Origin of the sequence: Lysinibacillus telephonicus, from assembly GCF_003966145.1 — a bacterium.
Classification (GTDB): domain Bacteria; phylum Bacillota; class Bacilli; order Bacillales_A; family Planococcaceae; genus Ureibacillus; species Ureibacillus telephonicus.
The window spans coordinates 39836-55678 of the sequence record NZ_RXNR01000013.1 but is presented as its reverse complement, the minus strand read 5'-3'; the positions used below and the strand labels follow the sequence as shown (position 1 = coordinate 55678).

Below are 15843 nucleotides of genomic sequence, written 5' to 3'. Positions count from 1 at the left end.
AAGGGGGAAGATTACGTGAAAATATTAAAATCTAAGGGGTCATCATTATTCATTGTGTTTTTATCGGTGCTGCTTTTATTAGTTGGATGTAGTTCGAATTCAAGCTCATCTACAATTACAACAACTGCATCAACTTCAAATGAAGGTTCAGCAAATACTAGTGGAAATGATGAAAGTGTATATGCAGACGGAAAGCCGGTAACTCTTGTTGCACCTGCCTCTCCTGGCAGCGGTTGGGATTTAACCGCACGTGCATTGGTAGAAGTTTTTACAAAAGAACAATTAGTTGACTTCCCAGTACCTGTAATAAATGAGGCAGGTGCAACTGGAGCTGTATCGTTGTCACAACTTGTTACAGCGAATAAAGGTGGGGTTGATAAAATCAGTGTAACATCAACACCTATTATGTCCAATTATCTTCGCGGACTGTCGGACTATTCATATGAAGATGTGACGATGATTGCAAGGCTTATGACAGAATATTACACAGTTATTGTACCGAAGGATTCAAAATATCAAACACTTACAGATTTATTAAATGAAATAAAAGAAGATCCAAAATCAGTTGCAATTGGAGCATCTGGCGATGATCAGCTGCCATTTGCACTATTAGTAGATGCAGTTGGCGGTGATGCATCAAGTATTAATTTCATCTCTTATGAGGGTGGCGGTGAAATTACAAATGCTGTATTAAATGGAGACATTAAAGCAGCCATGTCAGGTATAAGTGAATTTACAGCACAAATTGAATCAGGCGAATTCCGAGCACTTGCTGTAACAAGTGAAGAAAGACTTGGCGGTGTCATGGCAGAAGTTCCAACAGCTGTTGAACTTGGCATCGATGTTACATTTGGTAACTGGCGTGGACTAATGGGTCCTCCTGAAATGCCGCAAGATGCTGTAGCATATTGGCAAAATGTTATTGAAAAGACTCTGCAAACTGAAACTTGGAAAGATTTAGCTGCAAAGAATCAATGGGAAACAACCTTTATGAAAGGGGAGGAATTCCAGAATTATTTAGATGAAGCGAATGACGCATATATAAAAGGATTAGAAACAACAAACCAACTGAAAAAATAATAACTAAATCAAATCGTTTACAAAAATCGGAAAAAGAGGTGTTCATTTGAATAAGAATATCATTTCAGGAATGGTAGTTCTAGTCTTTTCCATAACGTATACGATTTTGGCTTTTCTCTTACCACCGCCTGCATCAGGATCTGTCGTTATTGGACCCTCCGTTTTTCCAGGAGCTATAGGAATACTATTAATCGTCCTAGCGATAATTCTTATTATTTCTGGTTTAATAGAGGTGCGTCAAAAAAAAGCCAATTTGATTAAAGAAAAAGGTACGCATGGTACACAGGATGAAGGAGAACCACAAGATAAGAAAAAGGTATTTATTCTTTCACTAATACTTTTTGGGTATATGATTTTATTCGTTCCATTGGGATACCTTATTTCTACTGTGTTGTTTATCTTAAGTATAACAATGTATTTGGACCGAAAGCATTGGATTCGAAATGTTATTTATTCATTTGCCTTTCCAATTATCGTATATTTCGTATTTGATCGTTTGCTTTCAGTTTATTTGCCATTAGGACCATTAGGATAGGGGGTGGCTGAATTGGATGTTTTTTCTAATATCATGACGGGATTTAGTGCCGTATTAACACTAGAAACACTTGCTTTTGCTTTTCTTGGGGTTTTAATCGGTACGTTAACAGGGATTTTACCTGGTATTGGTCCGATTACGGCCATCGCCCTGCTAATTCCGTTATCGTATGGAATGGAGCCAATGAGCGGTCTGATTATGTTAATTGGAATTTATTACGGTTCGATGTATGGCGGTTCGACAACAGCCATCCTTATTAAAACACCTGGGGAAGTAGCTTCTATCGTTACCACGTTAGACGGATATGAAATGGCCAAACAGGGAAAAGCAGGCAGGGCTTTATCCGCTGCGGCGATTGGTTCTTTTATTGCAGGAACACTTTCAACTTTAGGTTTAATGCTACTAGCACCTATTTTAGCTAAGTCAGCCTATTATTTTGGTTCGGCAGAATATTTTCTTCTTATTGTTTTAGCGATGTCTATGGTATCGAGTTTAACAACAGGCTCACCTTTAAAAGCCTATATTTCAACTTTATTCGGTCTTTCGATTGCTATGGTAGGAATTGATTTGCAAACAAGTGTACCTCGATTTACTTTTGGCATCCCGAATCTTTTAGATGGCATCGACTTTGTTTTAATTGCGATTGCACTTTTTGCCATACCTGAGGCAATAGAAAATTTGGCAAGGAAGGGCAGCTCACACAAAGCAGATATACAAAAAATTAAAGGCTCACAATGGATGACGCGCGAGGATTGGAAAAGATCGATTGGTCCATTTGGCAGGGGTTCTGTATTAGGGTTTCTTATAGGAGTTCTTCCAGGAATTGGACCGTCTTTAGCATCCTTTTTATCTTATGGGATGGAAAAAAAGTTATCAAAGCATCCAGAAGAGTTTGGGAAAGGTGCAATTGAGGGAGTATCTGGTCCAGAGGCTGCAAATAATGCTGGAGTGGGAGGGGCATTAGTGCCATTATTTACTCTTGGCATCCCTGGCTCAGCCACAACAGCGCTCTTAATGTTTATTTTTATGATGTACGGACTACAGCCTGGCCCAGGAATGTTTGATTCAAACCCAACTCTTCTTTGGGCAATTATTGCCAGCATGTATATCGGTAATGTCATGCTATTAATATTGAATTTACCATTAGTAGGTGTATTTGCATCTCTATTAAAATTACCGGCTGTGCCGCTTTTTGTGGGAGTGGTTGCTCTTTCGGTACTAGGTGTATATGGCATTAACTTTAATCAGTTTGACCTTATTTTGTTATTTGTATTTGGAATGGTTGGCTATGCGATGTCGCGTTTTGGTTTTCCGTTAGCACCAGCAGTAATGGCTTTAGTATTAGGGCCATTATTGGAACAGAATTTCCGTAGAACGATGGAAATTACGAATGGTGACTTGCTAACTTTCGTTCAAAGACCAATTTCTCTTGTTATTTTGATTCTAATAGTCTTAATGATTATTTTACCTATCTTAAAAAGGGTGTTTATGAAAAAGCGTAATAGTAGAGGTTAAGATGATATAGAAACTAATAATTAAAATATATGGGTAAAAAAGGGTCGTCATTTAGTTAGCTTGAGACGGCCCATTACTTCTGTAGAGGTGCCGTTTTTAGCGACTGCCATTGGAATAATGTTGGAAGTGAAACTAATAAATAATTAGTAATGAAGACGGATACTGTTTTGTAAAATAGACAACTTGTTGTTGTGAAAGATTATGTGACTAGGGTAAAACGAAAAAGAGGCATAATTACCTCTTCTTTCATTTGCGTTTTAAATTGACAATTTTCTTCGCTTTTTCCGTATTGGCAAAATGCCATTTAGACAACGTACGTAATGTTTCCTCTCCATGCTCCAACCAGATACGGGCAGCCATTTCATCAACTTTTCCACTCGCCCCTTTTTGCAATGGAAATCCTACTGTTTCCGAAAGTCTATCCATTTCGTTTAAAAATGCATAGCGTGCGAGTATTGAGGCGGCGGCAACCGCTACGTGCAGTTGCTCTGCTTTTGTTGAGAATAAAACATTTTCACGTACAATTTCTTTTACATTTTTTAAATGATTGTAGTATATATTTCGTTCAGCAAATTGATCGACTAAAATATAATCTGGTTGTTCAGGGGCTATTTTCTTTAAAACATGTCTTAACGCTTGATTATGCAGCATAGCTTTGATTTTCCCCTGCGAATAACCTTTAGCTTGAAGCTCGTTATACTTTTCATTGCGCAATGTTAAAATGCTATGTGTACAAACAGACATAATATCAGGAGCCATTCTTTTCATAATCGTGTCGTTTAACATTTTAGAATCTTTAACACCTAATTCGTAAATTAACTCAATTTTATCTTGAGGAACATAAACAGCTGCAACAGTCACAGGGCCGAAATAGTCGCCTGTTCCAGTTTCATCTGAGCCAATTACAGATAACTCAGCAAAATGTTCAGGTAATTTATCACCTTTTGTTTGAATCGGCTGGTTATTGGATATTGCGGAAGTGGATGGACTTTTAGCCTTTATCTCTCCCCAGCGGCTTGCCTCTCTTTTTGCTCCAATTCCTTGAAACATTACTTTTCCTGATTTATATATAGTAATTGCTGTATCAGGCAGCTTTGCAGCAAAAACTACACCGGGTGCATTGCGTTCTATAATCGATGATGCATAATATGATTTTACTTTATCCTGTATTTCTGTAGAAAGCTGTAACACAATATTCGACATAAGTTTATTCCTTTCTTCGTTCGTTGTTCACATGAAAAACAGTTTCATGATATGATATGTATTATAAAATTTCCAAATATATTCTAATATTATAGAAATAGTGCAAGTAAATGTAACTTTTAGCTTGTTTGTAACGTTTATAAAAAATATCTGGTTTGTTGCTTACGCTTTGGGAGGTATTGCATTGGCTGAACAAGAAAAAAATCGAATATCGGTGGAAATATATGGTCATACTTATAAAATGGTTGGGACTGAATCTACCGGTCATATGCGATTAGTTGCATCAATAGTAGATGATAAAATGCGGGAAATACATGTACATAATCCTTCACTAGATAGTTCCAAGCTTGCAGTACTTACAGCTGTCAATACCGTACATGAATTACTTAAATTAAAAGAGCAAGTTGAAAAGCTTGAAGATGAATTGAAAAAATTAAAGGGTTGAAGTTAATGTTAGACATATTGTTAATTATTATATTTATTGCTAGTTTACTAGTGGGGCTAAAACGCGGCTTCATAGTGCAAGCCATCCACCTTACAAGCTTTTTCATTGCACTTATTGTAGCGTATATTTATTATAAACCATTGGCAGAGAAGTTTGTACTTTGGGTTCCGTATCCAGGTATCAGTGAAGATACATCGATGATGCTTATATTAGATACGTTGGATGTTGATCGAACATTTTATCGTATTATAGCGTTTGCAGTTATTTTCTTTGCAGTAAAAATAGCACTACAAATTCTAGGTTCTGTTTTTGACTTTTTAACATATTTGCCAATACTAAATTCTATTAATCGACTTCTTGGTGCGATTCTTTGTTTTTTAGAATTTTATTTTATTTTATTTATTGTTATGTATGTTCTTGCAATGCTTCCAATCGAGGCCATTCAAAGCTTTATGGGTAGTTCGATTATAGCCAATCTAATGCTTGAGCATACGCCGATTCTCACAGGGATGTTCCAAGATTGGTGGTATATCTATAAAGAATAAAATAGACAAGAAATTGTATGTGTCGTTATGATTTAAAGTTAGTAGTAGTATTAATAATTAGAAGGCATCACTTTACTTTCGTTGGTAGGATAAATTGCGCCGACAATACGGAGTACCAAAGTAGCAGGACTTTATAGCATATATTTAGTACAGAAGGAGTGGGGATGTTCAGAAATTATTACTTTCTGGACACCTCCATTTTTCACGAGGAGGTACGAAATTGAATAAAAAAATTGTTATTAAAACTCTCGAAAAAATTGCCCTATACTTGGAGCTTCAAGGAGAAAATCCATTTAAAGTGTCAGCCTTTCGAAAGGCAGCAAATGCACTTGAATTGGACGAACGTAGTTTAAGTGAAATAGATGATATTACGAAACTTAAAGGTATTGGGAAAGGCACTGCCGCAGTTATTAATGAGCTAATTGAGACAGGTGAATCCTCCCAATTAAAAGAGCTTGAGGATGCTGTTCCAAAAGGATTAATTCCACTCCTAAAACTTCCTGGTTTAGGAGGCAAAAAACTAGCGAAGCTTTATAGCGAGCTAGGCATTGATAGTGCAGAAAGCTTGAGAGCAGCATGTGAAGCAAAAGAAATCCAAAAACTAGCTGGATTTGGCCCAAAATCTGAAGAAAAAATATTAAAAGAGTTGGAGCAGCTAGGAAATCGAAGTGAACGTTTGCCTATATGGTATTTGCAGCAAATCGTCATTGATATTGAAGAATTGCTAAAAACCATTCCAGAAGTGCAAAAGTTTTCTGTTGCTGGTAGTTTTCGGCGTGTAAATGAAATGAGCAAGGATATAGATTTTATTGTAGCAACAGAACAGCCAGAAAAAATAAAGGAACAGTTGCTTGAGGAACTATCAGTTAAAGAGGTTGTAGCAGCTGGAGATACAAAAATTTCCGTTGTTTTAGATATTGAAGATGTAGTTAATGTCGATTTTCGACTTGTTTCTTTAGCAGAGTTTGCAACTGCTCTACATCATTTTACTGGTTCAAAAGACCATAATGTCCGCATGAGGCAGCTTGCAAAAGAGCAAGGGAAGAAAATAAGTGAATACGGTGTAGAGCAGCCTGATGGTACAGTTTTAACGTTTGATTCCGAAGAGCAATTTTTTGCACATTTCAATTTGCCTTTCATACCTCCAACTGTTCGAGAGTCAGGTAAAGAATTAGAGCGTTTAGATGAATTAAATAATCTTGTTACACTTGAAGCGATTGTGTCAGATTTGCATATGCATACAACTTGGTCAGACGGTGCCCATACTGTGAAAGAAATGGGTGAGGCGTTGATTAAACGTGGCTATACACACGGAGTTATTACTGATCACTCGCAATATTTAAAGGTTGCCAATGGTTTAACTCCAGAGCGTTTAGAAAAACAACGATTAGAAATTTATTCATTTAATGAGGCCCATCCGAATTTCCGATTATTTGCAGGTACGGAGATGGATATTTTACCAAATGCAACACTTGATTTTGAAGATGATGTATTAAAAGAGCTTGATTTTGTAATTGCATCTATTCATTCAAGTTTTTCACAGCCCCAAGAAAAAATAATGGAGCGTTTATATACAGCTATTCAAAATCCATATGTTCATATGATTGCACATCCAACAGGTCGAATTATTGGTCAGCGTGATGGCTATAATCCTGATATACCACAACTAATTAAATGGGCAGCCCAATTTGGAAAAATTTTAGAACTAAACGCAAGTCCGTACCGCTTAGATTTATGTATAGAGCATTTAATGATGGCAATGGAATACAACGTTCCTATTGCTATTAATACAGATGCCCATGCGATTGAGCAATTATTGTTTATGGAAATTGGAACAAAGTATGCTCAAAAAGCCTGGGTGAAAAAAGATTTAGTTGTAAATACATGGTCAGTAAAACAATTTGAAACTTTTATACAACAAAACAAGTAAACAATATGTATGGAAATGATTTAGCAGGAGGTGTTCGGGAGTGATCGCAGAACGAGCATTAAGAACATTAGAATACGATAAAGTACGTGAACAGGTAGCAGCCTTCTGTACATCTTCTTTAGGAAGAAATGCCATCGAGCAACTAATTCCCGAAACAGATTTTGATAAGGTAATTGAGCTATTAGAAGAAATGGATGAAGGGCTTTCTATTCTACGTGTTAAAGGGAATGTACCAATGGGTGGAATTTTTGATGTACGTCCACATGCAAAACGCGCCCAAATCGGTGGAATGTTGAGTCCGATTGAATTAATGGAAATTGCAAGTACGATACGAGCAAGTCGTATTCTTCGTAATTTTTTAGAAGATATTGAGGAAGAAGGGAATATTCAAATTCCTCATTTTATCGAAAGAAAAGAGCAAATGCCGATATTGACAGCATTGCAGCATGAAATAAATGATTGCATTGATGATAACGGAGCAGTATTGGATTCGGCAAGTACAGTATTACGATCAATTCGACAATCTCTAAGATCTGAAGAAGCTAAAGTGCGTCAAAAGTTAGAAAGCTTAACCCGCGGCTCCAATGCTTCGAAAATGCTTTCAGATGCAATCGTTACCATTCGTAATGACCGCTTTGTTATTCCAGTTAAGCAAGAATATCGAGGTTATTATGGTGGCATCGTTCACGACCAATCTTCATCAGGCCAGACGCTTTTCATTGAACCGGAATCTGTTGTACAGGCGAATAATGAAATTGGTCGATTAAAAGTAAAAGAAAAAGCTGAAATTGAAAGAATTTTAGTAGAGCTTTCAACAAAAGTACAGGAAGTTAGCCACGACTTATTTGTGTTAGTACAAATATTAGGCGATATTGATGTCATTTTAGCAAAAGGAAAGTATGGCCAGGCAAACAAGTGCACGAAGCCAAAGATGAATGAGGAAGGCTATATTCGTCTTGTACGAGCTAGACATCCACTTATTCCGATTGATGAAGCTGTACCTAATACAATCGAATTTGGACGTGATATTACAGCAATTGTTATTACAGGACCAAATACTGGCGGTAAGACGGTTACACTTAAAACTGTTGGACTTTGCACATTGATGGCACAGGCTGGTTTACCAGTTCCAGCATTAGATGGCTCTGAATTAGCTGTGTTTAATCAATTGTTTGCTGATATTGGAGACGAGCAATCAATTGAACAGTCGTTATCAACCTTCTCTTCTCATATGGTGAACATTGTTGATATTTTAAGTAAATTTGATTCGCGTTCACTTGTATTATTTGACGAACTAGGTGCTGGAACAGACCCTCAAGAAGGTGCTGCACTTGCCATATCCATCTTAGACGAGGTAGTTGGTCGTGGTGCACGAGTTATGGCAACTACTCATTATCCTGAGTTAAAAGCTTATGGCTATAATCGGCCTGGAGTTGTGAACGCAAGTGTGGAATTTGATGTTGAAACTTTAAGTCCAACTTATCGCTTATTAATTGGTGTTCCAGGTCGGTCTAATGCGTTTGAAATTTCTAAGCGCCTTGGTTTAAAATCATCTATCATTGACCAGGCAAAATCATTTACCGGCTCTGATCGTCATGAGGTAGAAGCAATGATTGCTTCACTTGAGGAAAGCAGACGCCGTTCGGAACGTGAGGCGGAAGAGGCACATCTTCTTTTAGAGGAAGCTCAGCTATTGCGTGAAGAACTTGCAGAACGTCTGAAAACATATGACGATAAAAAGGAAAATCTTGAGAAAAAAGCAAAAGAAAAAGCTCGGAAAATTATAGATGAAGCAAAACAAGAAGCTGAAAAAATTATTACAGAGCTTCGAGAAATGCGAGAAAATGCGAGTAAAGTTGTTAAAGAGCATGAATTAATTGATGCTAAAAAACGATTAGAGGAAGCTGCTCCTCAGGAAAATCCAGTGTTAAAGAAACAAGCCCAAATTCGCGAACGTGCTCAAAATTTAAAAATTGGCGATGAAGTAAAAGTTTTAAGCTATGGTCAAAAAGGTTCGTTAATTGAAAAAGCATCTGATAATGAATGGGTTGTACAAATCGGTATTTTGAAAATGAAACTAGAAGAATCGGATTTACAATATATAAAACCGGAAAAAGAAAAGCAAACTGTCACAATGACCAATGTGAAAAATCGTAATAGTCATGTTAAATTAGAATTGGATTTACGTGGCGAACGATATGAAGATGCCATTCTTAGAACCGAGAAATATATTGATGATGCACTCCTAGCTAATTACCCCCGTGTATCGATTATTCATGGTAAAGGAACTGGAGCATTAAGACAAGGAATCCAAAACTTTTTAAAAGGTCACAAGCGTGTGAAGTCATTCCGCTATGGAGAGGCTGGCGAAGGTGGATTTGGAGTCACTGTAGTCGAGTTGAAATAAGAATAGTTTTTCTAACAATATAATGTAATCAGATGGACTAGAGAAAATAGAGGAGCTTTTTATATAAAGCTTTATAAGTATAGAGGGGATGACTGTGATGCTGGGTTCAAGTTTTTGGCAACATCCTTTAGTTGAAACAGCAGGTTACTTTAGTGTGGTAGTACTTTGTTTAATCGTGTCAATGATTTTATTCGAAATTGTAACAAAGTATAAAAACTGGGAAGAAATAAAAAATGGAAACCTAGCTGTAGCACTGGCAACTGGCGGTAAAATATTAGGGGTATGTAATATTTTTAGGTATTCGATCGAACGCCACTCAACCCTTCTAGAGATGCTTGGTTGGGGATTGTTTGGATTTGTATTATTAATTTTTGCTTATTTGTTATTTGAATTTTTAACGCCTCGCTTTAAAGTGGATGATGAAATTGCAGAAGATAATCGTTCGGTCGGTTTTATATCGTTTACTATTTCATTGGGGTTATCATTTGTAATCGGCGCAAGTATTACGTAGGAGCGATTGTATGAAAACTTTAGCTAAAATATTAGTGGGTGTTTGTGTAATATTTTTAATTATAGGGATTTATTATTTAGCGACAGTGTAAGATGACGGTGAAGCTAGTAGAGGGATTTACTTCTACTAGCTTCAAATATTTTGAATAAGTTTATTGTTTGTATCCTCATGCTGCTGACCTAAAGTAAAGCAAGATAAACGTCATCGCTTTTAGTACACTAGACGGCTGCACATGTGAATACACAATTAGTAAAACTTAATACATTATAAGAAGCTAGTAGAATCCATTTTCTGCTAGCTTTTTATATTACTAAATTAAATAAAGAATTCTATAGACATTTTTCTACAAAGTTCAACTCTGGAAAATATACATAAATGAAAGAAAAAATAACATTAAATAGCTAAAATGTGAAAGTTTTATAAAAATAGTTTGAAAGCGCTTTTCTTTTCAACTATAATAATTGTAAGAAAATTTAAAACTTTGAAACGAAGGGGAGTTGTTAATGACTGAGAAGGTTTGGCTTTCAAAATACCCGAAAGAAATACCTCACAGCTTGACTTATGAAAAAGTACCTGTTCAAAGATTTTTAACAAGGGCATATGAAAAATACCCGAGCAAAGTGGCGATTCATTTTACTGGGAGAGATGTTACTTATAAAGAATTGTATGAATCTTCACTAAAATTTGCGAATTATTTGCTTCGGTTAGGGGTGGAAAAAGGTGATCGAGTAGCAATAATGCTGCCAAACTGTCCGCAGGCAGTCATTGCATACTACGGTATTTTATATGCTGGAGGAATCGTCGTTCAAACGAATCCACTTTATACTGAGCGTGAGTTGCAATATCAAATGGCTGATTCGGGGTCAAAAATTATTGTATCAATGGATATTTTATATCCGCGTATTACCAAAGTATTAAAAGAAACGAATATTGAAAACGTTATTATAACAGCAATAAAAGATTATTTGCCATTCCCTAAAAACCTGGTTTATCCATTTATTCAAAAGAAACAATATGGGGTTAGTGTAAAGGTAGAGCATAAGGGGCTGACACATTTATTTACTGAAATTTTGCGGACTAGTGAGGCGCTGCCAATTGAAGTGCCATTTGATTTTGAAGAAGATTTAGCATTAATTCAATATACTGGTGGAACTACTGGTTCGCCTAAAGGGGTAATGCTGACACATAAAAATTTAATTGCAAATACAATGATGTGTGATGCGTAGATGTACCAATGCAAAAATGGTGAAGAAGTGATTCTAGGAGCATTGCCATTTTTCCATGTCTATGGAATGACAACGGTACTCTTATTGTCAGTAATGGCATGCAACAAAATGGTGCTGCTTCCGAAATTTGATACAGAACAAGTATTGAAAATGATTGAAAAGCAGAAACCAACTCTCTTTCCAGGTGCTCCGACAATGTACATTGGATTATTAAATCATCCTGATATAGGGAAATACGATTTATCTTCAATAAAGGCTTGTTTAAGTGGTTCTGCACCTCTGCCTGTTGAAGTACAAGATAAATTTGAAGCACTAACGGGTGGGAAACTTGTAGAAGGCTATGGTTTGACTGAAACATCTCCTGTAACACATGCCAATTTTATATGGGGCAACCGTGTAAAAGGATCAATTGGAGTACCTTGGCCAGATACGGAAGCGGTCATTATGCGTTCAGCAGACGGCGAAATTTTACCTCGCGGAGAAATTGGTGAAATTGCTATTAAAGGTCCACAGGTGATGAAAGGCTATTGGAAGAGACCGGAAGAAACTGCAATGTCTTTTGTTGATGGGTGGTTTTTAACCGGCGACTTGGGTTATATGGATGAAGAAGGATACTTTTATGTTGTAGATCGTAAAAAAGATATGATTATTGCTGGCGGTTTCAATATTTACCCTCGTGAAGTTGAAGAGGTACTTTATGAGCATGAGGCGATTCAAGAATGTGTTGTTGCCGGCATACCTGATCCATACCGCGGTGAAACTGTTAAAGCATATATCGTGGTTCGAGAAGGAAAAAATGTTTCTGAAGAAGAATTAAATAAATATTGCCGTCAACATCTAGCTGCATATAAAGTACCGCGTATTTATGAGTTCCGAAATGAATTGCCAAAAACTGCAGTTGGAAAAATTTTAAGACGTACTTTAGTAGAAGAAGAAAAACAAAAAATGAATGAACTGCAAGTAAAATAATAAGGGTGATATTTATTGACAGAATGTTTAATAAATAATAATATGAAAATATGAATGAATGGTCATTCATGTTTTCATATTTTTTTGGTGGTGAGCAGCATGAAACGGGATAAACCCAAATACAAACAAATAATAGATGCAGCTGTAATCGCAATTGCAGAAAACGGCTATCATCAAGCACAAGTATCGAAAATTGCAAAACAAGCAGGAGTTGCAGACGGTACTATCTATTTGTATTTCAAAAATAAAGAGGATATTTTAATATCTGTTTTTCAAGAAAAGATGGGTGTCTTCGTTGAAAATTTACAACTGATTATTCAAAAGGGCGAAACTTCAACAGAGAAGCTATCCCAAATGATAGATAACCATTTTAACGTATTAGCAAATGATCGCCACCTTGCAACTGTTACTCAGCTAGAATTAAGACAATCAAACAAAGAAATAAGACTAAAAATTAATTCAATCCTAAAAGAGTATTTAAAACTACTTGATGAAATTTTAGTAGAAGGCATGGTTAAGGGAGAATTTCATTCAGGCATGGATGTAAGGGTTGCACGTCAAATGGTTTTCGGAACAATCGATGAAACGATTACATCTTGGGTAATGAATGATTTTCGATATGATTTACTCGCAACTGCACCAAAGGTTAGACAACTATTGTTGAATGGCTTAAAAGGTTAAATTGCAATAAAGGGGAGTGGGAGAATGCAATACTTAAGATTGAATATTGAAGATGGAGTAGCAATTGCCACAATTCAGAGACCACCTGCAAATGCATTATCGCGCGAGTTAATTTCTGAAGTGGATGAATTGTTAACGACTGTTGAACATAATGATTCAGTACGCGTTATCCTTATACATGGTGAAGGACGTTTCTTCTCAGCTGGTGCAGACATAAAAGAATTTACTGAACTAGCGTCAGGCGAAGAGTTTTCTAAATTAGCAAGCAACGGACAACAAGTATTTGAACGTTTAGAGTCTTTCCCCAAACCAGTAATCGCAGCCATTCATGGCGCTGCATTAGGTGGGGGTCTAGAGCTTGCTATGGCATGTCATATCCGCTTAGTAGCTGAAGATGCAAAATTGGGATTGCCGGAATTACAGCTTGGTTTAATTCCAGGATTTGCAGGTACACAACGCTTGCCTCGTTATGTTGGTATAGCAAAAGCGGCAGAGATGCTCTTTACAAGCGAGCCATTAACTGGCAGCGACGCAGTACAATGGGGTCTTGCAAACAAAGCATTTCCTATAGATGAACTTTTGCCAAATGCACTTGAAATGGCGAAAAAGATTGCTCTAAAGAGTCCAATCGTATTAAAAGCTGCAATAGACATGCTGCAATATAGTAAACATCAAGCTTACTATGATGGTGTAAAAGCTGAGTCGCTTAGTTTTGGTACAGTATTTGAGTCTGAGGATGCAAAAGAAGGCATTCAAGCATTTATCGAAAAACGTCAGCCATCATTTACAGGTAAGTAATCTATTAAGTAAGAAGCTTCATCAAAATTAAAAGATTGGCTGCATACATTATGTAGTCCATTAGCTTATAGGAGGTTAGGGATATGAACATTTATGTTTTAGTAAAACGCACATTTGATACTGAAGAAAAAATAGTGATCGCAAATGGCAAGATTCAAGACGACGGGGCTGAATTCATTATTAATCCATATGATGAATACGCGATTGAAGAAGCAATTCAAGTGCGAGATGCAAAAGGTGGAAAAGTAACTGTAGTTACAATCGGTGGAGAAGATGCTGAGAAACAGCTTCGCACAGCTTTAGCAATGGGTGCTGATGAAGCAGTGCTTATCAATACAGAAGATGATTTAGATGAGCTTGACCAATACTCTACAGCATATATTCTAGCAGAATATTTAAAAGATAAAGAGGCAGACTTAATTTTAGCGGGAAATGTTGCAATTGATGGCGGGACTGGTCAAGTGGGTCCCCGTGTAGCAGACTTACTTGGAATTAACTATGTAACAACAATTACTAAGCTTGAAATTGATGGTACAAACGTAAAAATTGTACGTGATATTGAGGGAGATTCAGAGATTATTGAAACTTCTTTACCGTTGCTAGTTACTGCTCAGCAAGGATTAAACGAGCCGCGCTATCCTTCTTTGCCAGGTATTATGAAAGCAAAGAAAAAGCCGCTTGAAGAGCTTGAGCTGGACGATTTAGATATCGATGAAGATGATGTAGAAGTGAAAATCGAAACAGTGGAAATTTTCTTGCCAGCTCAAAAATCTGCTGGACGAATTTTACAAGGTGAGCTTTCAGACCAAGTAAAAGAGCTTGTTAACTTATTGCACTCAGAAGCAAAGGTAGTCTAAAACTATACGGTAACGGAGGGGTCTTATATGGCAAAGAAAGTTTTAGTGTTAGGTGAAGTTCGTGATGGAGCATTACGTAACGTTTCATATGAAGCAATTGCTGCTGCAAAAAAAATTGCGGATGGCGGTGAAATTGTAGGCGCACTAATTGGAGATGGAATCTCTCAATTAGCAAATAGTCTTATAGCTTATGGAGCAGACCGGGTGGTGACGGTTGAGCATCCTCATCTAAAATCATATACTTCAGACGGCTTTAGCCAGGCTTTATTAGCAGTACTAGATCAAGAAAATCCACAAGCAATTGTTTTTGGACATACATCTTTAGGTAAAGATTTATCGCCTAAAATTGCTTCAAGATTACAATCTGGCTTAATTTCAGATGTTACAGAAATTGAAGGTTCTGGGGATAGCGCATTATTCATCCGTCCTATTTACTCTGGAAAAGCATTTGAAAAAGTAAAAATAAAAGATGGTGTTGTTTTTGTGACAATTCGTCCAAACAACATTGCACCTCTTGAAAAAGATGAGAGTCGTTCAGGTGATGTTTCTTCAATTACAGTAGATATTCAAAATCTGCGTACAATTATTAAAGAAGTGGTACGCAAAGCATCTACTGGTGTCGACCTATCAGAAGCGAAGGTTGTTGTAGCGGGAGGTCGAGGTGTTAAATCAGAAGAAGGCTTTGAACCATTAAGAGAATTAGCTAACTTACTTGGTGGTGCAGTAGGAGCTTCTCGTGGGGCTTGCGACGCTGAATACTGCGATTATTCATTGCAAATTGGTCAAACAGGCAAGGTTGTAACACCAGATCTTTATATTGCTGCTGGTATTTCTGGAGCAATTCAACATTTAGCAGGTATGTCGAATTCAAAAGTGATTGTAGCAATTAATAAAGATCCAGAGGCAAATATTTTTAAGGTTGCAGATTATGGAATAGTTGGTGACTTATTCGAAGTAATTCCAATGTTAATTCAAGAATTTAAAGCGTTAAAAGTAAATTCATAATTCCATACTAAATAGTTCGATAAAGTCGATTTGCTCTATATTTTTAAGGCAAATCGGCTTTTTTTATGCTCTTCAAACTGTGAATTGACAATTGTGAAGCTATTTTTAATATTTCATTTTAACTAAGATTTTGTAA

General features: G+C 36.7%; 13 protein-coding genes and 1 pseudogene. 13 read left to right on the top strand and 1 reads right to left on the bottom strand.

Annotated elements, in window-relative coordinates; all coding sequences use genetic code 11:
• Positions 1 to 15: 15 nt before the first annotated feature.
• The 3 genes from EKG35_RS06520 to EKG35_RS06510 are packed head-to-tail and all read left to right on the top strand — an operon-like array spanning position 16 to position 3130.
• Positions 16 to 1080, top strand: coding sequence for a tripartite tricarboxylate transporter substrate binding protein (locus EKG35_RS06520; RefSeq protein ID WP_185807664.1), 1065 nt, complete (start codon positions 16 to 18; stop codon positions 1078 to 1080).
• Between the two features lie 46 nt (positions 1081 to 1126).
• Positions 1127 to 1615 (top strand): tripartite tricarboxylate transporter TctB family protein, encoded by a 489-nt coding sequence (locus EKG35_RS06515; protein ID WP_126293631.1) that lies wholly within the window; start codon positions 1127 to 1129, stop codon positions 1613 to 1615.
• A gap of 12 nt (positions 1616 to 1627) precedes the next feature.
• Positions 1628 to 3130 carry a tripartite tricarboxylate transporter permease gene (locus EKG35_RS06510; RefSeq protein WP_342774106.1) on the top strand — a complete coding sequence of 501 codons (1503 nt, stop codon included), beginning with the start codon at positions 1628 to 1630 and terminating at the stop codon, positions 3128 to 3130.
• Between the two features lie 246 nt (positions 3131 to 3376).
• Here the strand turns inward: EKG35_RS06510 and rnhC are convergent, their stop codons facing one another.
• Positions 3377 to 4333 (bottom strand): ribonuclease HIII, encoded by a 957-nt coding sequence (gene rnhC, locus EKG35_RS06505; protein WP_126293630.1) that lies wholly within the window; start codon positions 4331 to 4333, stop codon positions 3377 to 3379.
• Between the two features lie 184 nt (positions 4334 to 4517).
• Here rnhC and zapA point away from each other — a divergent pair, with 184 nt between their 5' ends.
• From zapA to EKG35_RS06455, 10 genes and pseudogenes are all read left to right on the top strand, one after another.
• Positions 4518 to 4778 carry a cell division protein ZapA gene (gene zapA / locus EKG35_RS06500; protein ID WP_126293629.1) on the top strand — a complete coding sequence of 87 codons (261 nt, stop codon included), beginning with the start codon at positions 4518 to 4520 and terminating at the stop codon, positions 4776 to 4778.
• Positions 4779 to 4783: 5 nt separating this feature from the next.
• Positions 4784 to 5323, top strand: coding sequence for a CvpA family protein (locus tag EKG35_RS06495; protein ID WP_126293628.1), 540 nt, complete (start codon positions 4784 to 4786; stop codon positions 5321 to 5323).
• Between the two features lie 220 nt (positions 5324 to 5543).
• Positions 5544 to 7253 carry a DNA polymerase/3'-5' exonuclease PolX gene (gene polX, locus EKG35_RS06490; RefSeq protein WP_126293627.1) on the top strand — a complete coding sequence of 570 codons (1710 nt, stop codon included), beginning with the start codon at positions 5544 to 5546 and terminating at the stop codon, positions 7251 to 7253.
• A gap of 40 nt (positions 7254 to 7293) precedes the next feature.
• Positions 7294 to 9660, top strand: coding sequence for an endonuclease MutS2 (locus tag EKG35_RS06485; RefSeq protein ID WP_126293626.1), 2367 nt, complete (start codon positions 7294 to 7296; stop codon positions 9658 to 9660).
• 97 nt (positions 9661 to 9757) lie between these two features.
• Entirely contained in the window at positions 9758 to 10171 is a 414-nt protein-coding gene (locus tag EKG35_RS06480; RefSeq protein ID WP_126293655.1) for a DUF350 domain-containing protein, read from the top strand.
• 503 nt (positions 10172 to 10674) lie between these two features.
• Positions 10675 to 12366: pseudogene (locus EKG35_RS06475) on the top strand (long-chain-fatty-acid--CoA ligase).
• Positions 12367 to 12465: 99 nt separating this feature from the next.
• Positions 12466 to 13047, top strand: a complete 582-nt coding sequence (locus EKG35_RS06470; RefSeq protein WP_126293625.1) for a fatty acid metabolism transcriptional regulator FadR — start codon at positions 12466 to 12468, stop codon at positions 13045 to 13047.
• A 24-nt stretch (positions 13048 to 13071) separates the two neighbouring features.
• Positions 13072 to 13845, top strand: coding sequence for an enoyl-CoA hydratase (locus tag EKG35_RS06465; protein ID WP_126293624.1), 774 nt, complete (start codon positions 13072 to 13074; stop codon positions 13843 to 13845).
• 83 nt (positions 13846 to 13928) lie between these two features.
• Positions 13929 to 14702, top strand: coding sequence for an electron transfer flavoprotein subunit beta/FixA family protein (locus EKG35_RS06460; RefSeq protein ID WP_126293623.1), 774 nt, complete (start codon positions 13929 to 13931; stop codon positions 14700 to 14702).
• A gap of 27 nt (positions 14703 to 14729) precedes the next feature.
• Positions 14730 to 15707, top strand: coding sequence for an electron transfer flavoprotein subunit alpha/FixB family protein (locus EKG35_RS06455; RefSeq protein ID WP_126293622.1), 978 nt, complete (start codon positions 14730 to 14732; stop codon positions 15705 to 15707).
• Positions 15708 to 15843 lie beyond the last annotated feature (136 nt).